Source organism: Wolbachia endosymbiont of Brugia pahangi (assembly GCF_012030695.1).
Lineage (GTDB): Bacteria > Pseudomonadota > Alphaproteobacteria > Rickettsiales > Anaplasmataceae > Wolbachia.
Window position 1 is genome coordinate 920472 of the sequence record NZ_CP050521.1, and the last position, 25197, is coordinate 945668.

Genomic DNA, 25197 nt, shown 5'->3' on the forward strand with positions numbered 1-25197 from the left:
ATTATTTGAAAAACTTCTGCATTACCCTTATCGTGACGTTATGGATATTTATAATTCCAAGGTTGACTACTTACCAAGCATATAAGACATTAATGTCAAGTTCCTACAAGAGATATCACTAAGGTTTCTTTTGCTTTTTTTCCTGCTTGATGAGTTCCTTAAGCATTTTAGCTAAGGCAATTTAAAAGTATCCAGCGTTTAAAACTTTTAAAGTACTAATTTGCCCTGTTCTCATTTGGTTTAGGTTATATAAAAAATTTAATACACTGCGTTTCGTAAGGAGCCTATAGATAAATACTTCTTGTACTTTAGCTCTGGTTAGTTTATTCTTTAAGTGGGGGGTATAGCTCAGCTGGTAGAGCATCTGTTTTGCACGCAGAAGGTCAGCGGTTCGATCCCGCTTGCCTCCACTCCCTTGCTTGTTCAAATCTTTCTCTATAGTAATTCAGCATAACGCAAAACCTGATGCAATAACCTACTTTAACCACTTACTATAATATAGCCCTAATATAGCCCTTTGCCTCTAATGATTTGTTCAAAATTTCCTATTTTCTTTTTATAATTTGTTAATTTTTAATATTCTTCTTAAAGAAGGTAAGTACTTTTTTGCAATTTTGAGAAAAGTAAATAAACGAATTTGTTGTGACGCTAAAGAGGACCTGTTTTCTACATGAACATAGTTGATCTAACTAAGATTTTTATTCAATATTTAATGCAAGAAAAAATGAATTCTAGTGACTTTTACTTGTTTAATTCCAGAAAATTATGTGATTTACAGCTGACCAAGAAAGAGCCTGTCTTCATAGAACGCTTGAGTTATCCAAGAGCGCAGAGTAGCATACCTGCAGCGCACTACCTTACGTTTTTACTTTTTCATATCCAGTCTGCATAACAATTGGCTGTTCAACAAAGCCTGCCAGAAACTAATTTATGAACTGCTACTATCGTCAAAACGTGAAGAGCCCAGTGACCAGTAACGTGATATTGGCTGTACTTTACAACTTTCTACCTAGGTACATTTTTTCCAACTCTCTTTCTATATTTTACTTTGTCTTTCTTCTTTTCTACTTTGTCCTAGACTTACTTCTAATCCTACGTTAATCCCATTAATAACTTCCTTGTACCATCTTCGAATGTTTCTGGCTCACGGTCTCTTCTTTCAATTTCACTCTTAAGTTCAAATTGTCTAAGACCTTCCGTTACTTCTTTCATCATCATTTTACCTGTATTTCTTCTATTTTGTCTTAGCCTTAATTCCCTTGCACTATTTTCAGGTCTTATTCTACCTCTTCTGCTTTCCATAGTAGCTTTTCTAAAGTCCACTTTACCCCACCAATTAATATATTATAGGAACACCATAGCTAGGCATTTTAGTAACTGTCAACTGCTTAATATGATATTAACAAGCTGCACAAGAATTTACAAGCAAACCTCTATGAATTATGTACTTCCCTGCCTCTACAGATATTGGTTCTGACATGCCACAAAACCTACTGTAGCAACCTATTTTAATCAGCCATACTCTATATAGTTTAAACAAGCCTTGAGAAGGCCTTAATAAAAAAACTGCTTGTAAATAGTTGTTAATATTATATAATATATGATTTCTAATAAAGCTTAAATTAAAGGTCACATTGTATGAATAATAATGATCCAACTGTAAATCTACCTATCAGTATCAGGAAACTATCATCAAACAAGTTTATAGAGGAGATATGTCAAGACCAATTTGAAGATCAAGATAATGCTTTATTTGAAGATTCTTTCATTAATAAAATCAAGGAAGGAGATGTAGTAGAAGGTATAATTACGAGAGTGAATCCTAACGATATCGTAGTTCATATTGGGCTAAAGTCTGATGGAAGGATTCCAATCAAGGAACTTGGTTGTAATGATAAAATTGTTGTTGGTTCTAAAATCAGAGTTTATGTAGAAAGAATTGAAGATTATCATGGCAATGTAGTTCTTAGCCGTGAAAAAGCAATTAGGGATGAAAAATGGAATAAGCTAGAAGAAGATGCAGTTACAAAAGCTGAAGTAAGTGGAGTGATTAAACGTTCAATTAAATGTGGCTTTATTGTTGATCTTGGTGATGGAATAAGTGCCTTTTTACCGCTAAGCCATGTAGATTTGAAGCAAGTAAAAGATGCTAGGCACCTTATTGAAACTGAACAAAAGTTTATTGTGCTTAAAATGGATAAGAAACAGGGTAACATTGTAGTATCGAGAAAGCTAGTATTAGAGAAATTGCATGCTGGTGAAAAAACTAAGTTCTTAGAATTTTTAAATGAGGGCGATATAATAGAAGGGAAAATAAAGAGTATTACTCACTACGGTGTATTTGTCGGTATTCATGAATCAGATGCAGTAGGAGTGATAGATGGACTGCTACATATCACAGACATCTCTTGGAGCAGAGTAAGTCATCCATCCGCAGCCTTTGCTTGTGGTCAGATCATAAAAGTTAAAATTATAAAAATAGATAAGGAAAACGCAAAAGTTTCTCTGGGTATAAAACAGCTAGAGGATAATCCTTGGCAAGACGTAGAGTCAAAATACCAGGTTGATAGCATACATAAAGGTCATATAACAAGTATAGAAGATTATGGATTGTTTGTTGAACTTAAACCTGGAATTGAAGGTTTAGTGCACTCATCGGAAATAACTTGGGTTAAAAGTAATCTGCCAGTTAACAGTCTTGTAACTAGGGGACAAGAGGTATCTGTCAAAATTCTCAATGTTGACATCACTAAGAACAGGATGAGCTTGAGCATGAAAAGATGTGTAGATAATCCTTGGCAAGTATTTGTCAATAAATATCCTCCTGGTTCTATTGTTTCTGGTAAAGTTAAAAATAATACCATCTCATACATGTCTATTACTTTTAACGATGACGAAATAGATGAAAACGTAGAAGGGACAATTTATGCACAAGATCTAAGCTGGTCTAAAAATGGTTCAGATGAGATAAAAAAGTACAATGTGGGTGATACAATAGAAGCAAAAGTAATAAGGGCTAACGTGAATCGAACAAGAATTTATCTTGGCATAAAACAAATAGAGTATGATCCACTTATAGAGCTGATAAAGAAAGTTAAGGTAGGCGATAAAATGCAGGTTACTGTAGGTAAAAGAGAAGATAGCGGGCTAGTTGTTGAAGTTGAAAATGATGTAGCTCTCTTAATAGATCAAGAACATCTACCGGAAAGTAAAAAGTTTTCTATATCAGACAAAATAGAAGTTGAAGTATTAGGTGTTGAAGAATATAATGTGATACTATCCGCTAAATAATGTATAATTTTAGCTTTGTATAAATGGCAACGAAATCTAATATAATAATGAAAGTGGCAAAAAGGCATCCTCTTTTGGATAGGATAGTTATAGCAGCCATAGTTAACAGATTTTTTGAGATACTTTCAAGTACATTGGAGCATCATAACAGAGTTGAAATTAGGGGGTTTGGTTCCTTTTCAATTAGGAGTTATAACCTAAAAGAAACGAGTCATTTGATGTTACAGAAGTTTGCAAAAAATCAATACTTTAAAACATATTTTCGTAGCAGTAAAAAATTATCCGATTTAATAAACGAATAAAAGTTTATACTGCAAACAAGATAAAAGCAGAGGTTTAAGTTAACACTGTACAATAAAAACTTTCAGCATTATATGCAAGTAGTAGAAATAGTTATACGTAATAGTACATATAAAATATCTTGTGAAAGTGGAAAGAAGGATCATTTACTACATCTTGCTAATAGTTTTAACAAACTAGTTAGTTCTATATCTCACAAAACTGGAGGTAAGGGCTCGGATACATTAAATTTCCTGCTTGCAGCATTGATTCTTGAAGATAAAGTTTTAGAGCTAACAAAAAAGTTGGATGAAATAAATCAAAAACGTGAAAACTATAAAAAAGAAAAAAGAACAGAATATACTGAAGTATTAGATAGGGTAAATAAGATCATTGAGTGCATAAAGGATTAGCTTTAATAAAATGAGTAATCAAATTGACTATATCACTACTTAAGTTAGAAGGAAGATTTGTCTTGCAAGTTATATAGCAATATAACTCATAGTCATCAAGATCAACTATTTTTTCATACTCAATTAGTTCGTTCAGGGAAAATTTATCAAGATACTTCAGCGCAAAGTATCCTAAAAGGATATCGGTTTCTTTGCAGCCTCTATGCCAGCTTCTATATATCAATTTTCTTTTTAATAAAGAGATATCTGTCATTGTCATTGAATTTTTTTTAATTAAAAGATTAAATTAAGCATTTGTCAAGCGAGGCATGTTTTAATATACTTAACACTTGGTTAAGATCTAAAAAAAACATAGGTGGAACTAATTTCTAATCTTATCCATCAACTTGGCGGTGGAATATATAATTTTTTGTCATTTTCCTTAATTATCTCTGTCATAGTATTTGTGCACGAATATGGACATTACATTATTGCCAAAGCATACAAAGTTAAAGTTGAGTCTTTTTCTATAGGCTTCGGTCCAGGAATTTTTGGTTTTTACGATAAGTCTGGAACCAGATGGAAATTAAGTGCTATTCCACTTGGCGGCTATGTTAAAATGCTAGGAGACAACAATGCAGCGAACACCCCAATTGATCAACAAGAATTAACCGAAGAGGAAAAGTCATATTCACTCCATACAAAACCTCGATATCAAAAAGCAGCAATAGTTTTTGCAGGACCATTTGCAAATATGATATTTGCCATTATAGCCCTGACGGTATTTTTTAGTGTAGTAGGTTATTATCACACTCCACCAGTAATTGGAAAGGTGATTGAAGGCAGTGCAGCAAAGCAGGCTGGCCTATTACCAGGTGACACTATTACACAGATTAATGAGTATAAAATAAAATACTTTGAAGATATTTCACGTGTAATGATGTCAAACCCTGAAACGAAAATAGAAATTAAATATAGTAGGAATAATGAGGAGTATAGCACTAGTCTTACCCCATTGACAATTGAAGATAAGGATATTTTTGGCAACATAATAGAAAGAAAAACCATAGGAATTACTTCAGTTAATATAAAGGAGTTAAGGCAGTCATCTTTTTTTGGAGCTGTGAGCTTGTCAGTAAGCGAAACTTATCATACTATGTGCTTAACAATCAAAGCTCTCTTTCAAATTATCGTTGGTAAGAGGAGTGTAAATGAAATAGGTGGACCGATAAAAATCGCAAAATATTCAGGGCAATCAGCTAAAAAAGGATTTATTATGGTTTTATACTTTATGGCAATTATCTCAGCTAATTTAGCTGCGATTAACTTGCTGCCAATTCCATTACTCGATGGTGGACATTTATTTCACTACATTATAGAAGCAGTTATACGTAGAGATTTGAGTTTGAAGTATCAAAAATATGCAGCTACTTTTGGTGCTTCCGTTTTGTTCTTGCTAATGGCAATCGCAATCTCAAATGATATAAGGCATCTTTTTTAAGATAAATATGAGAAAACTATCTTATATACTAATAGTAATTTTTATCTCTTTTCCTATCCTACTTGCCGCTTCAGAAAATAATGAAAAAACGCAAATAAAGGATATCAAATACATTGGCAATGAGCGGGTTGGCGATCAAACAATAAAGTTTTATATCAAATTAGAGCCCGATAGTTATGTAAATGACGACGACATAGATTCGATTATAAAAAGCTTATATAAAACAAAGTTATTTGCTAGCGTTCATGCCTATATCGATAATGAAAAAAAATTGGTAATAAAAGTCCAAGAAAATCCGTTGATTAACAAGGTAATATTAAAAGGTAATAAGCAATTTAAAAGCAAAGAACTACTAAATAATGTTATCCAATCAAAACCTTTAACTATTTTCACTGAGACAAAATTGCAGAGTGATTTAGTGAATTTAGTCACTCTCTACAGACATAATGGTAAGATTGGTGTTAAAGTTGAATATGAGCTGGACAAGCTTGATGGTAATAGGGTTAATTTAATCTTTAAAGTAAAGGAAGGTAAAACCTCTAGAGTTAAGAGTGTAAGATTTATAGGTAATAAAAACTTTTCTGAAAATGAGCTAGAGCGAGCTATAAAAGTGCAAAGTAATGATATATTTAATAAGTTGTTTAGAGCCATTTTTAAAGGTGGAAATCATTATTCGCCACAGTATTTGTTAATTAATGAAGAATTACTCGATCGCTTTTATTCATCCAAGGGGTATATTAATAATAGTATTCAGCCAATTGCCGAAATTGATAATAATAATCAAATAGAGTTAACTTTTTTAATCGATGAAGGACAACAATATTTATTTGGAAGTAACGAAGTTAATGTTGAAGCTGAAATTCAAGATCCAGACTTAAAAGAGAGAGTATTGGAACTGATAACTAAAGAAGACAATAAAGTATTCGATAGGGTTAAAGTGAGCAATGCAGTAGAAAAAATAAACAAGTATTTAAACGAGATAGGATATATATTTGCAAAAGTTAATCCAGAATACACACAGCACGGTAATGTTGTAGATGTAACTTATAGAGTGTTACCAGGTAAAAAAATTTATATAAATCAGATTACAATCGACGGTAATGATCGTACTTTAGATAAAGTAATTAGAAGCAAGCTCAGTGTAGCAGAAGGTGACGCGTACAATACATCTGAGGTTCAAAAGTCACGTAGAAGACTAATTGGTAGTGATTTTTTTGAAACAGTAAAAATAAATAGTTATGCAATTAATGATAATGCAGTAAATCTTGACTTAAATGTTAAAGAAAAAAATACTACTTCGTTGTATTTAGGAGGAGGTGTGTCTTTTCCTGGTGGAGCATTTATAAAAACTGATTTCAAAGACCGTAATCTATTTGGTACTGGAAAAGAGCTCTCCTTCGCCCTTGAGAAAAGTCAATATGTATTTTCTACCAATGTAGAAGTTGTTGAAAATAATTTTAATGATTCTGATACATCACTAGGTGTAGATGTATTTTATGAAAGACAAGATAAACCAAACACTACTTTTGATAGCTGTGACTGGGGAGGGATAGCACAATTATTACATAAAATTATAGAAAACTTAACTAATTCTATTCGTTATTCTTATAAGTATAACCATATACACATGGACAATAAGGGTGGAAAAGATGAAGATATCTCTGAGATAATACGGAGTCAACAAGGTGAATACCAAATTTCATCAGTAGGATATACATTAGCATATAATAAACTGGACAATCTTTATGCTCCAAGAGAGGGGTATTTGTTGCGTTTAAGTCAGGATATCTCTGGGCTTGGAGGAAATATGAATTTCCTAAAATCTGAATTCTTATCTTTTTATACGCATCCTATATTAAGTAAAATTGATGATGATATAATACTGCGTTTTAAAATGGCAGCAGGTTATATTTTTTCCTATACTGATAAAGAGCTAAACATTGGCCAGCGCTTTTTTAAAGGCGGTAATGAAATTAGGGGGTTTGACCTTTCTGGTATTGGGCCAAGAGCAAAAGATAAAAATAAAAGTTCGTTAGGAGGCAAAACTTATTTTAATCTAACACAACAAGTGGATTTTCCACTACCAAAATTATACGATTACGTTGGTATCAAAGGCTCATTATTTGTTGACTATGCAACACTTTTTGGCTTAGATATTAAAAAGGAGTATGAGGGGAAATATCACGATAGTAAGCTCGTGAGAGTTTCACCAGGCTTTGGTTTTTCAATGCCTTCTCCTTTTGGTGGTAGATTTAGGTTAGATTTTGGATTTCCTTTAGCTAAGGAGCCCTATGATATAATACCATCATCAAATATTAAATTTTCTATTGAAGTGGGGATTTAAATGAAATATACACAATTATTTATATCAGTTATTGCCTTAGTTATTTCCTTATTTGCAGGTTACAAGGTTGTAAAACACCAACCTCAGAGTGTGCTTAACATAAAAGTTGCAATTATTGATAGTGACAAAGTTATCAATGAATCTCTTGCTTTGCACAATATACAACAGCAAATAAAAGAGCAAAACTCTAAGCTGCAGCAGGAATTCGAAAATGAGCTAGACAAACTTAAGCCTTCCAAAGAAGAACTTGAACTTTTGTCAGAAGAAGCAAAAAAAGAAAGGGCTGAGCAATTTAACAAGCTAGCTTTAAATGCTAGAGATAATTACACTAAAAAAATGTCATACCTGGAAGAAAGCTATAGGGACGCAGTAGATAGTGTTTTTAACAAGATAAAAGAAGTTGCTAAAAAAACAGCAGAAAAAAACAATATAGACTTAGTATTATTTATTTCAAAGAAAAATCAAGTTTTATACTCCATGAATGAAATTGATTTATCAGATGTAGTATTAAAAAATATAAATAAGGAAATACCAGAATTTACTTTGAAAGGAGTTAACTAGGCTTACTCTAAGGTATCATGCAGTTTAATATCAGTGATATTATAAGAATATTACCACACTCTTATCCATTTCTCTTAGTAGATAGAGTGATAGAATGCGATCCAAGTAAAAGTATAAAAGCAATTAAAAATGTGACTTTCAATGAGCCGTTTTTTATTGGCCACTTTCCCAATCATCCAATAATGCCAGGAGTTTTAATAGTTGAATCCTTGGCCCAGGCATCTGCAATATGTATTCTTGGCAAAGGCAGTAAAAGTACGATGGAAAATAAAGTTGTTTACCTTATGTCCATTGAAAATGCAAAATTCAGGAAGCCAGTTACCCCAGGAGATACATTGATTCTCCAAGCTGACTTTAAAAATGCACGCTTAAGCGTTTGTAAATTTGAGTGTTTCGCATATGTTGGCGAGGAAAAAGTTGCAGAAGCAACAATTTTAGCTATGCTGCAAAACATATAAAATTTTTATCTGTGAAAAACAGTATATGCGCTGTATAATATAGCAATGCTGCTGAATTTTAATGCCTCATTTTCGAATTTATACACTCGCAATGGATTAATAAAATTAGACGAGACATTTTTAGATTATATCAAATCATGCGATGAAGATTTATTTTGCTCATTGATTGAAGCGAGAGAAGAAACAACCCCTTCTTCAGCATCATTTCAGTACTGGACATCAGAATCTAGAAAAAAAGAACCAGTGTCAAGCAAAAAAACAGCTTCTTCTTCGGTGTCATTCCAGTGCGCGACACTAGAATCAAGGAAACACCCAATGTCAGCTAGTCAAATGACAGATAGCCAGTTGATTATAGATCTTGCGTATTTACTCGATGGGTTTATTGCAAAACTTTTCAATGTTGAAAAAGAAATAGAAGAGTTAAAGAAAAAGCACAACGACTTTGCTGTAATATACAAATGCAAAAGGTTATTTGTTCAGCGCTACGCATTGAAGAAATATGCCGATACAGAGAATATAGATATTGATTATGTTACCAGTGAACTAAATTGTTTTCTTACTTTACCAACAACAGAAAAAATTTTTGCCGAGCAGGTGATGCACTGGTTTGAAGACAGAGAAAACCATAAAGATGAAATAGAACTTGCAGCACAATATGCAGCGTGGAGAGTGAAAAATAAACGAAGTATACTCTTTAACATTCACAGAAAAATTGACCACGAAAATCTGATATCATTTTCTAAAAAAGAAGTGGATAAAGTTGAAGTGCTGTATTCAAACAAAATAAAAAGACGATATGGCTTTGACCTAACAAGTGAAAAGGTAAGTTTAGATAAAGCATTAGATAATGCTCACTATTGCATATTCTGTCATAAACAAAATAAGGATAGCTGTTCAAAAGGGTTATTGGAAACTTCGTTGTCATTCCAGCATATGACACTGAAATCCAAAAAAAAAGAAGAGTGGATCCCGGTATCAAGCACCGGGATGACAGGGAAATGCACTCAGATGTCAGAGGGATGCATAAAAAGTCTATTGAATAACTACAATACCTTTAAAAGATCATCACTCAAGGTTGAACTGCACGGCTGCCCACTGGAACAGAAAATATCAGAAATGAATCTGGTGAAAAGTGAAGGGTACAACATAGCAAGCCTTGCAATTGCGATGATAGATAATCCGCTATGTGCAGCTACCGGATATAAAATATGCAATGACTGCATGAATTCATGCATATATCAAAAACAAGAACCCGTGAATGTGCCAATGGTTGAAACAAGAATTTTGGATGATGTGCTCAGTTTGCCGTATGGATTTGAAATATATTCTCTACTTAGCCGCTGGAACCCTTTAAACTTTCAGCAGCCATTGCCAAAAGAAAATACTGGAAAAAACGTCTTAGTTGTTGGGCTCGGTCCTGCAGGCTTTAACTTAGCTCATCATTTATTAAACGATGGACACAATGTTATCGCCATTGATGGATTAAAAATAGAGCCTTTGAACGATGATCTTCAGCCAATTAAAGATTTTAAACATGAAAAATTGAGTGAACGTATAGCTGACGGGTTTGGTGGAGTAGCAGAATACGGCATTACCTCTCGGTGGGATAAAAATTACTTAAAGATCATTAGATTATTACTGGAAAGACGTGAGAATTTTGCAATCTATGGAGGTATTCGCTTCTGTGGCACAGTAACCGTTGATGATGCGTTCAATTTGGGTTTTAATCACATAGCCCTAGCACTTGGTTCTGGCAAACCAAGAATGATAAAAATAAAGAATATACTAGCTCGTGGAGTGCGTATGGCTTCCGATTTTCTGATGTCATTACAACTCACTGGTGCTCTCAAACTTGATTCCTTAGCAAACCTGCAAGTCCGTATGCCGATAGTTATCATAGGTGCGGGACTCACCGCAATTGACACTGCAACCGAAGCTTTAGCGTACTATCCAATTCAAGCAGAAAAATTTCTTCTTCGTTACGAAGTATTGGTTGATAAATATGGAAAAGACTATGTTGAAAAAGACTGGACAGAAGAAGAACGCGAAATTGCGGACGAGTTTATATCACACGCACAGCTGATCTGCAAAGAGAAAGAATTAGCGAAAAAAGAGAATAGAGAAGCAAAAATATTGGAGCTAATGCAGAGCTTAGGGGGAGTGAAAGTTGTATACAGAAAAGAGCTAAAAGATTCGCCAAGTTATCGATTAAATAGCGAAGAGGTGCAAAATGCATTGTCAGAAGGAATCTACTTCATCGAAAACTCAGAGCCAGTTGAAATTATGACGGATAAATATAGCCATATTGAGTCAATAAAACTGATCGACACAAAATCTCATGAAATTAAGTATATAAAAGCACGCTCTATCCTCATAGCAGCAGGCACTGAGCCAAACACGGTTATTGCAACAGAAGATAAAAAGCACTTTAAATTAAGCAATGGATATTTCACCCACCTAAACTCACTAGGAGAGGAAATAGATCCAATACTCTCTCCTAAAATGCAAAACAAAGATAGAATATTAGTGTATAAACAAGGTGGTAGAACAATTAGTTTTTTTGGCGACCTTCACCCTTCGTATAGTGGCAGCGTCGTGAAAGCTATGGCAAGCGCCAAGAACGGTTACCCTATTATTTCCCAGCTTTTGAGTGGAGCTAACACCGCTACTGTCATTCCAATATCTTCTCCTATTACCCCAGTACTTAATACCGGAATCTCAGCGTCACATACGCAACTATATGAATGTTATAATATAAGGGTAACTTTCATCACAAAGGATGTCATCTCAGTGCCCAGACACACAGCCATACAAACATTATGGCTTAAAAGCAACCTCCACCAGAAAGGGTATCATTCCAGTTCTTCTTTCTTGTCACCCCAGTGCGTGACACTGGGGTTCAGCAAAATCGGTTATAAACAAGCGCAATATGCAACATTTTCGGCGAAATTAACAAAGAATTGGACCACAGTGTTACGTACTGGAATGACACTAAGTCACCGAACTAATGAAGAATTCTTTAACAGGATCAAAGAACAATTTACTGCGAAAGTAGTAAAAGTCCAATATTTAACAGATAAAGTTGTGGAAGTAGTAATTAAAGCACCACTTGCTGCAAAAAACTTTCAACCTGGACAATTCTTTAGGTTACAAAATTTCGAAACCAATAGTAGAAAAATCAATAATACAACTTTTGCTATGGAAGGTATAGCTGTAACCGGCACTGAAGTAGACAAAAAAAAAGGACTTATTTCCACTATTGTGCTGGAAACCGGAGGCTCTACTAGTTTATGCAGATACTTAAGAGAAGGTGAGCAAATCATTCTTATGGGTCCAACTGGTAGGCCTACTGAGGTTTATTAAGTTTATTCTAGATTAATTATACTATAATATATATTATTTATAATAAATCTACACTATAATAGCTCTTTTTATTAAGGTAGTATTATTACATATCATTTAACATTTACATTTCCAAAGGAACAATATTCTATAAATAAGAGCAGTAATGAGTTTTCAGCAAAAGATAAAGAAGGCAATAGATTTATCATTACCACAGATAGTGATTAAAAAAGAAAATTCTCTTTTTGTAAAGACGACAGCAGTGAATGCAAGTTTACACAACACTATGTAGTTAAAGATTCAAAAATATGTAACAAGCTTTCTGATATTGACAGTGCTGACTACGTAAATATCATAGTGGAAGATTATGGTGAAAAATATTTCCACAATGAATATTAAGTAGACTAAATAAGTTTAATATTAATTACACACTAGTGGATGATTATAAAAATAAAACACAGGAAGCATTGATATACAGTACAGTTCCTTACAGGGTCTACAATTTAATCTTCATTATACAACTATCTGTTACTTAAGAGCTTACTGATTTCAGCACCTGTTACTCAAATGTACTACTCTCCTGTCACTACACACTTGATACTGGAGTCTATAACTAATGTGGGCTAAGTTCATAATTGTACGAACATTGTAATTTTGCTCCACCGAGAGGGTATCAAGGCTGGCATAATACCATTTGTTGTGCGGATTACCTTAACAAAAGCAAATTTGGGTTCATAGTTATAACTAGCCTTTAGTTAAAAATGTTTAAGAAATTTATAACCGTTCACGGAGATAAGGGATTTACAAAGTGATTGTAAAAGTGTAAAGACATGAGAAGCTAAGTATGGAGTGGGTATGATAACAGGGCTGCAGAAAAGATTGTGGCGTACAAATCAAAAAACGCTAATCTCAAAGAAGAAATAAAGGCTCTGATTATAGAAAATGATGGCTTAAAAGCAAAAATAATTGAGCTAGAAGATAAACTGGGCTGAACTCAAAAAGTTCATCTCTACCACCATCGCAAGATATATATCGCAAAAAAACAAAAAAGAAAAGTGATAAAAAACCAGGAGGTCAGCCAGGGCATAAGGTATATAAGTGAGATTTGATGGTAGCAAATATAGTAGTAGACTATACAATTTTATCAGGTTTGTGTGTGTGGAAATAAGGTTGTTTTAGAAGATGAAATTGTCCATTAAAAGGTAAGAATTACCAGAAATCAAACTAATCGTAACTGAGTACAGGTTGCAAAGAAACTATTACAGAGCTTGTGATAGGAAGGGTTCAGCTAGTTTAACCATGGGGGTTTCAAGATGTCTTCTAGGGTTCAATGCTAAAACAACAATTAGCAGCCTAAGTGGCTTTTTTATTAACTCGAAAAGAAAAGTACAACAAATTTTAAGCAGTATATTTAACCTCAATATAAGTCTTAGTTTAGTATCAAAGACTGAGCACAGAGTATCAAAAGATGCGCATCTGAATATGAGAAAATGAAGGAAGAATTGAAAGAAACCTGCATATAGATGAAACATAGCACAGAAATCAAGGAGAAAGAGGCTGGGTTGGGTAATAACAACAAAGCGCTCTGACACTTCTAAAGATGACCGAGTCTCGTGGCAAGAAGGTGTTGCAAAGTTTACTGCCAGAATACAATGGCATAGTTGTAAGTAACAATACGCTGTGTACAATTATTTTAGTCTTGAAAATAGATAGATATGTTGGACACATTTGACAAGAGATTTTGAAAGATTTGCGTATAGTAAAAATATTGAAGTGAGCAAAATTGGCCAGGCGCTCAAGTCACTCAACAACAGAGTATTTGTGGTACAAAAGCAAAAAAATAAAATTTGGTAGATGATTTAAGATTTTATCAACTAATGTAAAAATTTTGAAAAAGGGTAGAACATCTTTTGTGTAAAATGACTAGGGTTATAAATGGTACTCAAACTTTGAGGATGGCTGCCAAGATGTTAAGATCTGAGGATATGGAAGTTTTTACGAAAACTTGAAGTGATAGATACAACCAATAACCTTGCAGAACGGTAAATGAGGCGCTATGTAATCTATTGTAAGAACAGCTTTTTCACTTGGTCAGAACGTGGAGAAAGATTCATAAAAGATGTTGTCGATATTTTAACTTCGCGTCTAAATGGCCAAAATTCCTTTCAAAAGTTACAGAATCTAGTAACTGTTACTGCTTAATTCTTTATTCATTTCCACAATTTGTAAACGGTTACTACTAGATTAGTAACTACTACTTGAGCTATACCTCCAAAACTAACCTGTTTGGATCTTCTATATAATTTTTTATTTTGACGAGAAAAGTTACTGCTCCTTTGCCGTCAATTATTCTATGGTCGTAGGAGAGGGCAATGTACATCATAGGTCTAATTTCAATTGAGTTGCCCACAGCAAATGGCCTATTTTGTATTGAATGCATTCCAAGTATTCCAGATTGTGGAGGGTTTATTATCGGAGTGGAAAGGAGCGAACCGTATACTCCACCGTTTGAAATAGTAAATGTTGCATCTTCCATTTCTGATACTTGTAGCTTACCTTCTCGTGCTTTTTTACCGAGAGCAGCCAAAGTTAGCTCAATTTCAGCAAATGACATCTGATCAGCATTTCGAATAGCTGGCACAACAAGACCTTTGTTAGTGCCAACGGCAACACCTATGTCATAGTAACGTTTGTATATGATTTCATCACCTGAAATTTCAGCGTTAATTTCAGGAATTTCTCTCAGTGCTTGCACCGCTGCCTTTATAAAGAACGACATGAAGCCAAGCTTTATTCCATATTTCTTTTCAAAGGTTTCTTTATATTTTGCCCTGAGATCTATAACATTTTTCATGTCAATTTCATTAAATGTGGTCAGTATCGCAGCTGTATTTTGTGAAGCTTTTAAACGAGCAGCAATTACTTGCCTTATTTTGCTCATTTTTACTCGCTCTTCTCTCCGTTCCCCACTTGCTGCACTTTTTGGCAATTCATATTGTTTTATAGTAGGTTGTTCAGCTTTTCTCATATGATCTATCACATCTGCTTTGGTTATCCTGCTTCCCATACCAGTCCCTTTAACACTTTCTGTACTGATTGCATTTTCCCCCATAATTTTACGAGCTGATGGAGCGTCTCTTTTAGCAAGATTCTCACTTTTATCTTCTTTCTTCACCTCTCCTACGGAAAGTTTTGCCAACAATTGATCAGGGCTTATCACATCGCCTTCACTTACAAGAAATTCAGTTATTTGTCCTGAAGCTTCTGCAGTTAGTTCGAGTGCTGTTTTATCAGTTTCAATTTCAAAGATTAAGTCATCTACTTCTATTGCTTCGCCAATACTTTTCTTTATTTTGATTACACCTTCTGTGATCGATTCACCACCAAGAGTCTTTGGTGCTCTAATTTCTATAATCTTGTTCATAAAACAACCTTTCGTACAAACTTGCTATAAATTTATACATGAAAAGAAACATATAATAAACTAATAAATTTATTTAGGATTAAAAAGGGGTTTACTATAACTCACTTTTAATTAGCCTAGCCCACACGCGCCAATCTCTCTCACCAAGATTGTTTTCGAAAGACAAAAGATCCTTTACAGCTTTTGAGCAAACTTCTTCACTTAGAATTGATAATTTCCTATTCACTTCTAACGCTAAACATTGAGTTTTGCACGCTTGCTCTAAGCGATACGTACAAAACATTGCTTCTTGCATAGTCCAACCACACGTTATAGATCCATAATTACGCATTAACATTACAAAATTTTCTTCAGGTCAGTTATTAATCTCTTTCCCTCTGCATCATCAAGCGCAAGGGAGTTATAATCATGGTAAGGCATCTTGTTATAAAAGTGTATTGCCCACTGACTTATAGGAAGTATTCCATCTTTAAAAGAGGAAACTGCTACAATAGAAGATGTATGCAAGCGAAAAATTGCTTAAATGTCCTTCCTTGCTTGATAAATAAAACCATGGATTACATAACCAGTTCTATTGTATTGATACTCTTTGCTCTCAATTGTACTTCCATCAAATGATACTTTCATTAATGAATTCTCATTCATTTCATTAAAGTGAATACCAAATTGATAGATATAAAATGACTTTTGATCCTCAGAACACACTGAAAGGTAAGTATGTATGGCCATCTAGTTCCAGGTAAGAGGCAAAATCTGATAGATATATACTAAGTCTCTTTTTACCTTGCTCTTTGTTAACAATGCAATTCTTAGTCAAAGCCTTCTGAAGGTTTATACAAGAAAAGAGGTTCATAGTAAACTTATACTTTTAGTTTGAAATTAAGTATATCAAGAAATAAACTGTTAATTCTTAGTAAATAATCAGTTGCTACATAATCTATGAAGCCTATATAGAATTTATGCTCTCAAATTGCATAATATCTTAACCATAAAAATAATTTTCTATATAATATTTTAAATGTTTTAAAGCTTAAGTTTCATGTTATTATGAATATAGATTTTAATATTATAAATAATATGATAAACATTAATACAAAGAGACAGATAACAGGATTTTTCGTATATATTATTGGCTTTTCAGGAAGTGGTAAGCTCTCTACAGCAATAGAATTATCCAATATGATAGATGCATTGATTGTAAACAGCAACTTTTCCAACAATACTCAAGTTTGCTCCATATATGATAATGTTTTTGAGCATAATCATATCCCTGAAGAAGTACAAGATAGAATATATAACATTGCACAAATTATGCTCCAGGCAATAGAAGCTTACCTAATTCACTCAAAAAACTATATATTTATCGATGAGCTAATGAAAAATAACGACCACAACACAAAGATGTATAACTCAGTAGTAGAGCTTAGTAAAAGGATGAACACACAAATTCTCCCTATAGTGCTGAGGTGTGACTTACTTACATTACAAAAGCGCATTAAATTAAAAAGGCAAAGGGAAAACAAGAAAGCCACTAATATAAGCAGCATTATAGAGAACTTTAGGACTCACGATTCATTTATACCACCAAATGCCATAGAAATAGAAAATTCGAATATGAGTATAAAAGAAGTAGCCGAAAAAATAACAAGTCAGATGCATAAACTTAGCCAGATTAATAGCATTTATACAAAAGGATGATCTATAACAATTTCATATACTGAAGCTCATTTAAATATAGAGCTTCAACTTCATTTAATTTTTGTTTATTCTTTAGTCTATAATGGACTAATAGCCCTGCATGGCTAGCATCTAATTTTGGTAGATTGCAGTCCATATATGTAATGTAGTTATTGCCTGATGTCCTAGTGCCTAGACACTGGGCGTCATGCGTTGTAGTTGGATCTGATAATGGCAATAAATTGCAATCAAACAACTGCATATAAAATCCCTGAGAACTTTTAATCATAGCTCTAATATTTTTTTTGTTATTTGCACAAAGCAAAGACATTGCGTATGCTTGAACTTCTAATGCATTAACTCCATACAATGGCTTATTCGTAACGAGATTTATACCTTTCGCAGCTGATATACCAACTCTAATTCCATTGAAACTTCCTGGTCCAACTACTACCGCTAAATGGTCTAACTTACTGTAGTTATAGTTGTGCTTATTGAACAGAGTGTTCAAAATTTGAAAAAACGATTCCGCATGACTATTGCTGATGGAATTGTGTTCTACAAAACAATTACCATCGTGATCAATGATCGCTATTGAACTACCAGTACCTACAGTATCAATTGCTAGAATAGACATTATCTGAGTTTATCATAGAGTTTTGTAAACCTTATAGTAAGGCACCACTACTCATAATATTTGCTGAAGTTATTATTGAGTCAAACACTAAATATAATGCTGTGACTAACGAGAGCATTTTCGGAAAGAACTTAAGGTACTTTTTAAGCACAGGCAGCATTACCATGATTCCTCCTGCCGAACTGCAACAATAGCAAATTTAAATAACAAAAAATAGAGAAGAAAAGTTATATAGTACATTATATACATAACCGGAAGTAATTATCATTGATAATATTATAATAAAAACAATTCCCATTAAGTAAAAGCCAGCAGTTATTTGGTACAACAGATAATACAAGATCAGGTTGCTTTACATTTTTTTGCTCTCTTCAAGAGTAAAGGGCATAGTTGCATTACTAAACATTGCACTTATTGCGATAATAAATGCCGGTATCATATTGCTTATGCTAATTATCCAGCTCGTGACCTTGAACGAATTTGCAGCTCCATATAAGAGAAAAATATAAAAGGTAAGTTGCGAATGTAATAACCACAAAAATTATTGAGCAACCTTTAAATACTGCAGATATAATCTAATCATGCTGCATTTTTAAAGTAAGCCCAAGTGCAAATATCGGAATAACCGGCGTCAAGAGTACTTTCAGAATAAACAGAGCTAAACCTGACATTTTGTGCGAGAGCTCTTTGCTCTTTTTGGGTAGCAAAACAGACACCACTATGCCGGATACAAGTTCACAAATGAGAGCATAAAAGTTAGAAAGCAGTGCAGGTAGTGTAAGCAACCATAAGGGAATAATTGTTTCTTCATACGTTATATCTTGTATTGAATAAGTGTTTTGCAGTATAAAATACCCAATTAAATAAGCTATTAAACTTGAAGCCAGGTTTGATAAGAAAATTGTCATAATAAGTAACAATATAAACTTTTAAAGATTAACATAAAAATAATAAGAGGCATTATAAACAGCAAAGTTTCTTTGATGCTTAAGCTCATTGAGTACAAAAAGGCTTTCGTTTCTACTGGAACCAAATGACCAAAAAATACAACTGAAGTGATAATAATAAGTAAGGTTAGTAGTTGTAACAAGCCCTAATACAGCGATATTCTACAAATAGAATGCGGCAAGTTATTTTTCAAGTAAAGCAAAACTATCTGAACTGCTGCAGAATATTATATCTATCTTCATCTTGCTCAAATCTTCCTGATGTAGCCTATGCATCACAAGTACAATTATTCCTTTTTTCTATTGTTGAGCCAGTTACTAAAGTCTGATCAAACTAGCTTGTGGCACGCTTTCTAAGCGTTTCGCTCAAAGCTTGAGCGGAACTCAGTGGGTCGTTGACAATAATAAAATCACCTTCTTGCTAGTTAATGTTCCCCCAACAGACGTTGCAATTTTGTATTCTCTCCGCACTGTTTGAAATTTATACTTAGTATTTTGTTCTATGGATAGTTCTACTTCTAGAAATAGCTTTTTATACCAATCAGACTGCATTATGCACCTAGTATCGAGCGAGTGCTTTTCGCTGGGAATAGCTCACAATTATTACTCTTACGCATATGGGCTTCGTCGAGCGTGAAGGCATACTAAATATTATTCGTCTCACTGCACCAGTGCCTGCCGCTTTAAGTTGTTCGCTATGACTTTTATATATTAATAATCATTATACTCACATCCCGTACTACCGTTTTGAAAGCATAACTCAATGAGTTTGAGAAAGTTTATATTTTCTATGTTAGTGAGCGTCCTTGCTGTTTATTCCACTCCCCTCTTTTTGTCATTCCAGTGCTCCGACATTGGGATTCAACACACTGGAATGGCAATTCCTCATCATACTCCACAGTATCTTTAGATCTCGCTAAGGAACGACGGTAGTTACAAATATTTAGGAAATTTATTAAATAGAAAAAAAGGCAAAAAACCCGTTGGTGGCGAGTTATTTATATTAACTTTATAGTTAGCATTTTTTTATTCTAAACGTCCAATCTAGCTCCTTTTAAGTCATAGCTGATCTAAATTTAAACGTTAGAAAAATTACTAAGCAGAAAAAAGGTAAAAAACCCTGTTAGCTAATTATTCACTACCTATCTTTTTAAATTGGCATTTTTTACTGTGTCAAATGCTTTAACAAGTGCATTTCAATTATATTAAGTAAAAGCCTGAAAGGTTATAAAGATATACGGTGCATATAGTGCAAAAAATTAAATATGAGGCATCAAGTACATTGAGTCTTTTGTCGTTTAAATCTGTATAGAGAAGATAAATAATTAGCTTCAATGTTACAATAAGGAAGCTGGTGAAGTTTGTTGAGTAGTTTTTTGTAGTTCCATTCCCTGTTTTCAAATCATAATATTTATATAGTTGTGAAAGAATCTAGTTATAAGGCGGAAAATGCCAATTTTTAGGTGATAATGTGAATATTTCAACACCATCCTCTGTTACTCCAAGCGTATGTTCAAATTGTGCAGAGAGCGAAAGATCGCGTGTTGTTACTGTCCAATTATCAAGTCTACTAAGCAGAGTTTCATGTTTTCCAGCGTTGATCATTGGTTCTATTGTAAAAAACATCCCCTCCTTTAATACAAGGCTTTCACCTTGATCATAGAAATGTACTACATTAGGCGGCGCATGGAAGACTTTTCCTATACCATGTCCGCAATAGCTACGTACTATAGAATAGCCAAAATCTCTAATATACTTTTCTACAGCAAGCCCTATCTCGTTCAATTTATTACCAGGCTTAACTTGTTTTATTGCTTCCATCAATGCAACATAAGTAGCATCACATAAGCGTTTTGCTTTTATTGATGGTTTGCCAGCCCAAAACATGCGGCTTGTATCACCATACCAACCATTTAAAAGTCGATATTTAAAATGTCCCCATCTTTAAGTGGTTTATCATCAGGAATACCATGACATACAACAGCATTTTTCGAAGTGCAAATCGACTTGGGGTATCCTTTATAGTTTAATGGTGCCGGAATTGCACCTGCTTTGACTATAAAATCATGACATAGATCATTTAATTTATTAGTTGTTACTCCTACCTTTACATATGGTGCAATGAAATCAAGAGTTTCAGCTGCTAATCTTCCAGCTTTACGCATAAATTCAAAATCTTTTTGTGAATGTAAAGTTATGCTCATATTTTCTGTATATTATTGTAGTTACCATACACATTCTTGTGCAAAATTAACAGCCTTGCTTATAGCTCGTCAGTTATCAAAGTAAGTCCCATAGGCTCCAGTGTCAAGCGTGTAACCGCACGAGCATTGCAATATGCTTCCACTAGACCAGAAAATCAGTGCATAACGCATAACCATACGTATCAAATTAATGGCAAATACTCGAAATTGTAAGTTAAAAATCAGATTGAATATTTTGTGTAATTCATAAACTTCTATGAATTACACATCTTAGGCGTATCTTTACAGATTTGATAAAACTACTGAGGTTTTTATGGGACTCTCAAATCCTGTGAGGGCTCTTATGTTGCTTCTATAAAATCTTGTCCATAGGGCCTAGACTGTGACTTTTGATTTCACCCAGTGGTACAATTTACTTATTTTACCATCCTGACCCAGCATATCAGGATTATTTTTATAAAAAGTGTCAACTATTAACTTTATAGAGCCTATGGCAGCAGAAAACACAGGATTCTTATTATATTCACCATCAAGACCACCGTACGACTCAGGGCACCCAATACGGACTTGTTTATTGAATATATAGCTTGCAATCTCCTTCATACTTGCCAGCCGACTGGTGCCACCTGTGATAACCACTTTATTAATTGGATCTTTCTGCTTCCTAAATTGCTCTTTCACCAACTCAAGTATTTCTTCAATCCTTGGTCTTATGATGTCAACAAGTTCAGATTTGGGTATTCGAGCCTGTTCATCATTCTCATTACTTTGCACTGTAATGTATTCATTCTCATCTATTGAAGTTACAACAGTGCTACCGTACAGTATTTTTATACGCTCTGCATGTTCTATGCTTGTACATAGTCCATAAGCTATATCTCGAGTAATATGAACACCACCGATTGGGATGCTGTTTGCATATATAAGTTTGCTTCTTTTGAAAATTCCAATTGCAGTACACCCACCTCCTATATCAACAATAGCAGTTCCAAGCTCTTTTTCATCTTCACTAAGACAAGCAAAACCTGCAGAATACGCGGAAGCAATGCAACCTGCCATACTTATACCGCTATTATTGGTTATGCAATTTTCAATGTTGGTAAGTGCCGGACGCGAAGCAGTGACAACATTAACATCAGCAGATAATCTCTTTCCATACAATCCACTAACTTCCCTTATATCAGTCATATCATCCAAGTGGTATCTCAGCGGTATATTGTGAATAATAACATTTTCTTCAATATATTTCTCAAACGTTTGAAAAATTACACGTTTTATATCCCGGTCAGAAATTTCATGATTAGCTGCAATAATCTCATTGTGCACATTGAAAGATAAGATTCCACATCCGGCAATATTAACATATATTTGGTCTATAGTTTCCTCTGACACTTGCTCAGCTAAACCTATAGTAGATGAAATAGAGTAACTTGCATACTTTATGTCAGTTATTGATCCACCATTTATACCTTCTGCAATCTTATAACCTGTGCCTGTTATTTTATAGTTGAAGTTGCCACTTACCTTAACAATTAGACAGATAATTTTCGTTGTACCTATATCTAAAACAGCAAAAACATTTCTCTTGGGTTTTACTATTACTGCAGAGTACATTAGTTGACCTTATTATATAATTTCATTTAGGCAGCTTCTTTTAATAATTTATATTTCCATTACAAAAATACAGCAACATTTTAATATATCCAAATACTGGACAAAGGAAAAAATAAAACATAGAATTATAATTTTATGCCTAAATTATCAATTGTAGTTGCTCCCGATGAAAGGTTAACTACACGTGCCAGTGAAGTAACAGGTATAAACGATAAAATTAAAGAACTAGTAAATGATATGTTCGAAACTATGTACAATGCAGAAGGTCTTGGTCTTGCTGCGGTGCAAATTGGAGTGCTAAAGAGAATTTTCGTCATGGATATCCAGCTAGAGGATATTAAAGGTGAACCAGTAGGATATGAATCCACTGGTAAATTTTGCATGATTAATCCTGAAATTACAGAATTATCAGATGAACAAGTCATTCTCAAAGAAGGATGCCTTTCAATTCCAGAGCAAAGTCATGAAATTAGACGCCCAAAATATTTAACTGTGAAATATAAGGACTTAAATAACAAAGAACAGACACTAAAAGCTAGTGGTTGGCTTGCAAGGTGTATCCAGCATGAGCTAGATCACCTAAACGGCATATTATATATTAGACATTTATCTAAATTGAAGTATGATATGGCCATGAAAAAAGCAGAAAAGTTTAAGAGACACTATGAGAGATGAAGATTTAGAATTACTAAAATTTTACTATGAAGTGGGTATTGATTGTACACTAACAGAAGGTAACGAGGAAAAAAAAGTGGAAAAAGAGAAAAATAGCAAAGCTATCCAATCTCCTACCATTCAAGCTGAAGTCCAAAAAAAAGAACAGCAATCCATGTTTCCAAGTGACTGGATAATTGAAGCAAGGAAACTCGCAAGTAAATGTAACAGCATGGATGAACTAAGAAGTGCAGTTAAGTCATTTGAAGGTTGTGAGATAAAAAAAACTTCAACCAATACTGTTTTTTCCGATGGTAATCAAAGTGCAAAAATTATGCTTGTTGGCGAAGCTCCAGGAGCAAATGAAGACCTTAAAGGCATACCATTTTGTGGTGCAAGCGGAATGTTGCTAGATAAGATGCTTAGTGCAATCAATCTTGATCGCACTAAAGTATACATAAGCAATGCTGTATTTTGGCGTCCACCAGGCAATAGAAAGCCAACTGATCTAGAACTCGACATGTGCAGACCATTCGTTGAGAAACATATCGCACTAATTTCACCACACATCCTCATTTTAGTTGGAGGTATCTCATGTTATAGCCTTCTTGATAACACAAAAACTATATCAACTTTGCGTGGCAGATTCCATACGTATACTAATCAATACTTATCCTATTCGATTACCACAGCTGTTATATTTCATCCAGCTTACTTACTTCGTCAACCAGCGCAAAAACGTTTAGCTTGGGAGGATTTAAAAAAGATTAGGGAGTACCTTAATAGTACCAATAACTGTACAGGCGTCTAGCAAACTGATAAGATAACGGACTCTTATATTATTCACTCCTCAAGCACAGCTATTATAGTAGTCATTCAAATAGTTCACAGAAACGCAAAAAATTACTTGACACACTTTGTCAGCTCTCTTAACCCTAGCAATAGGGCTATTTTATATAACCTCCTAATCTGTGCAAATTAAAATGACAAGAAGGTTTTGTATTTGATGTACTATTGTTTAATTCCTTGTACTACGTACGCTGTATGTCTTTATAAAATTTCTATAGAGTTCTTACCTAATACAAGCTGAAACATACTTATAAAGCGTTTAAGACATCACCTAACATCAAAATTTTTAAACAAAGAACTAGTAACTAACTACTCTGTTTTTTTTGCCTTTTTCCCTGCTTGGCAAATTTTTAAAATATTCATGACCCCAATTAAGTTGCATTGAAAAGCAGCTAGACTGCAGCATTTAAGACTTAAAAAATGCCAATACTGAAAATAGATACTAACCAGAGCTTTTTTATCTTTTTTTTATTTAGTAAATTTCTTAAATATCTATAACTAAAGGCTAGTTGCAAAAAAGCAGCTAGCGTTTAGAATAAGGAAACGCTGAAAAAAACATAAATACTATAGAGTTTCCTCTGCCTTTTAGGCTAAGTCATACAAAAAGTCTACTAGTTATATAAGAGTTCAAGAAAGATATCATGAAAGTACTGGAATTTTGCTCCAATGTTAAACAACACAAAGTTGAAAAAGCAGAGCAAAAAACGTTACTTACAATTTAGTAGTTCTCCAAAGTCAATTATGTTTAAAAATTAATCTCTGTCTATAACATTATCACTTGTACCATTAATGTGAATAAGGACTGGATGGCATGAAAAGCCTTTAGGATGCTTTAGTGTATCTATTTTTTTTTGTACTTCTTACATTATTGAATGACCAATTCTATTTTTTGAAAACTTGATTTCGCAAATGTAAAGAGTGTTAAATTTAGTTCGAATTATATAATCAATTTGACAAATAGCACTATTACCTGTCCTCCTCTGAAAAAATAGATTTTCGCTTATTATTTCATCAATTCCTAAG

At 33.7% G+C, this 25197-nt stretch carries 19 protein-coding genes, 1 tRNA gene and 3 pseudogenes; 14 read left to right on the forward strand and 9 right to left on the reverse strand.

Annotated elements, in window-relative coordinates; translation table 11 throughout:
• Positions 1-337: 337 nt before the first annotated feature.
• Positions 338-410: transfer RNA gene (locus tag WBP_RS04535), tRNA-Ala, on the forward strand.
• Positions 411-670: 260 nt separating this feature from the next.
• On the forward strand, positions 671-892 hold the full coding sequence (locus WBP_RS04540) for a hypothetical protein (RefSeq protein WP_167896195.1): 222 nt from the start codon (positions 671-673) through the stop codon (positions 890-892).
• 200 nt (positions 893-1092) lie between these two features.
• Here WBP_RS04540 and WBP_RS04545 read toward each other — a convergent pair whose 3' ends face one another.
• Entirely contained in the window at positions 1093-1323 is a 231-nt protein-coding gene (locus WBP_RS04545; protein WP_167896196.1) for a hypothetical protein, read from the reverse strand.
• A 315-nt stretch (positions 1324-1638) separates the two neighbouring features.
• Here WBP_RS04545 and WBP_RS04550 point away from each other — a divergent pair, with 315 nt between their 5' ends.
• The 3 genes from WBP_RS04550 (at position 1639) to WBP_RS04560 (ending at position 3983) form a co-directional block, all read left to right on the forward strand.
• Positions 1639-3291 (forward strand): 30S ribosomal protein S1, encoded by a 1653-nt coding sequence (locus WBP_RS04550; RefSeq protein WP_011256261.1) that lies wholly within the window; start codon positions 1639-1641, stop codon positions 3289-3291.
• 23 nt (positions 3292-3314) lie between these two features.
• Positions 3315-3593, forward strand: coding sequence for an HU family DNA-binding protein (locus WBP_RS04555; RefSeq protein ID WP_011256260.1), 279 nt, complete (start codon positions 3315-3317; stop codon positions 3591-3593).
• A gap of 72 nt (positions 3594-3665) precedes the next feature.
• Positions 3666-3983 carry a cell division protein ZapA gene (locus tag WBP_RS04560; RefSeq protein ID WP_167896197.1) on the forward strand — a complete coding sequence of 106 codons (318 nt, stop codon included), beginning with the start codon at positions 3666-3668 and terminating at the stop codon, positions 3981-3983.
• Here WBP_RS04560 and WBP_RS04565 read toward each other — a convergent pair.
• Positions 3961-4236 carry an FAD assembly factor SdhE gene (locus tag WBP_RS04565; RefSeq protein ID WP_167896198.1) on the reverse strand — a complete coding sequence of 92 codons (276 nt, stop codon included), beginning with the start codon at positions 4234-4236 and terminating at the stop codon, positions 3961-3963. The two genes, WBP_RS04560 and WBP_RS04565, sit on opposite strands and share 23 nt — an antisense overlap.
• Positions 4237-4338: 102 nt before the next feature.
• Between WBP_RS04565 and rseP the strand changes: the two genes are divergently transcribed.
• The 6 genes from rseP (at position 4339) to WBP_RS06070 (ending at position 12460) form a co-directional block, all read left to right on the forward strand.
• Complete coding sequence (rseP, locus tag WBP_RS04570) at positions 4339-5463, forward strand: RIP metalloprotease RseP (RefSeq protein WP_011256257.1); 1125 nt, start codon at positions 4339-4341, stop codon at positions 5461-5463.
• A 7-nt stretch (positions 5464-5470) separates the two neighbouring features.
• Positions 5471-7807, forward strand: coding sequence for an outer membrane protein assembly factor BamA (gene bamA / locus WBP_RS04575; RefSeq protein ID WP_167896199.1), 2337 nt, complete (start codon positions 5471-5473; stop codon positions 7805-7807).
• Positions 7808-8368, forward strand: coding sequence for an OmpH family outer membrane protein (locus WBP_RS04580; protein ID WP_011256255.1), 561 nt, complete (start codon positions 7808-7810; stop codon positions 8366-8368).
• Positions 8369-8385: 17 nt separating this feature from the next.
• Complete coding sequence (fabZ, locus tag WBP_RS04585) at positions 8386-8826, forward strand: 3-hydroxyacyl-ACP dehydratase FabZ (RefSeq protein ID WP_167896200.1); 441 nt, start codon at positions 8386-8388, stop codon at positions 8824-8826.
• Positions 8827-8871: 45 nt separating this feature from the next.
• Positions 8872-12189, forward strand: a complete 3318-nt coding sequence (locus tag WBP_RS04590) for an FAD-dependent oxidoreductase (RefSeq protein ID WP_167896201.1) — start codon at positions 8872-8874, stop codon at positions 12187-12189.
• 145 nt (positions 12190-12334) lie between these two features.
• Entirely contained in the window at positions 12335-12460 is a 126-nt protein-coding gene (locus WBP_RS06070) for a hypothetical protein (protein ID WP_255324092.1), read from the forward strand.
• Between the two features lie 1971 nt (positions 12461-14431).
• Here WBP_RS06070 and odhB read toward each other — a convergent pair.
• Entirely contained in the window at positions 14432-15592 is a 1161-nt protein-coding gene (gene odhB, locus WBP_RS04600) for a 2-oxoglutarate dehydrogenase complex dihydrolipoyllysine-residue succinyltransferase (RefSeq protein WP_167896202.1), read from the reverse strand.
• 94 nt (positions 15593-15686) lie between these two features.
• Positions 15687-16393 (reverse strand): annotated as a pseudogene (locus WBP_RS06350) (class II aldolase/adducin family protein).
• Between the two features lie 276 nt (positions 16394-16669).
• Here WBP_RS06350 and WBP_RS04610 point away from each other — a divergent pair.
• The gene (locus WBP_RS04610; protein WP_041571534.1) at positions 16670-17290 is read left to right on the forward strand and encodes an AAA family ATPase; all 621 of its coding nucleotides are present in this window, start codon (positions 16670-16672) and stop codon (positions 17288-17290) included.
• A gap of 1 nt (position 17291) precedes the next feature.
• Here WBP_RS04610 and tsaB read toward each other — a convergent pair whose 3' ends face one another.
• The 5 genes and pseudogenes from tsaB to ftsA all read right to left on the reverse strand — a co-directional run bounded on the left by tsaB (position 17292) and on the right by ftsA (position 22671).
• A complete protein-coding gene (gene tsaB, locus WBP_RS04615; RefSeq protein ID WP_167896203.1) occupies positions 17292-17906 on the reverse strand; it encodes a tRNA (adenosine(37)-N6)-threonylcarbamoyltransferase complex dimerization subunit type 1 TsaB in 615 nt (204 codons plus the stop codon).
• A gap of 575 nt (positions 17907-18481) precedes the next feature.
• A complete protein-coding gene (locus WBP_RS05905) occupies positions 18482-18814 on the reverse strand; it encodes a hypothetical protein (RefSeq protein WP_246165939.1) in 333 nt (110 codons plus the stop codon).
• 285 nt (positions 18815-19099) lie between these two features.
• Positions 19100-19636 (reverse strand): annotated as a pseudogene (locus tag WBP_RS06355) (phage terminase large subunit); the annotation flags it as partial.
• Between the two features lie 648 nt (positions 19637-20284).
• Positions 20285-21057: pseudogene (gene map / locus WBP_RS04630) on the reverse strand (type I methionyl aminopeptidase).
• Positions 21058-21432: 375 nt separating this feature from the next.
• Complete coding sequence (gene ftsA, locus WBP_RS04635) at positions 21433-22671, reverse strand: cell division protein FtsA (RefSeq protein WP_167896204.1); 1239 nt, start codon at positions 22669-22671, stop codon at positions 21433-21435.
• Positions 22672-22806: 135 nt separating this feature from the next.
• Between ftsA and def the strand changes: the two genes are divergently transcribed.
• A complete protein-coding gene (def, locus tag WBP_RS04640) occupies positions 22807-23346 on the forward strand; it encodes a peptide deformylase (RefSeq protein WP_011256315.1) in 540 nt (179 codons plus the stop codon).
• Complete coding sequence (locus WBP_RS04645; RefSeq protein ID WP_167896205.1) at positions 23336-24136, forward strand: uracil-DNA glycosylase; 801 nt, start codon at positions 23336-23338, stop codon at positions 24134-24136. The genes def and WBP_RS04645 overlap by 11 nt, the downstream gene beginning before the upstream one ends.
• Positions 24137-25197 lie beyond the last annotated feature (1061 nt).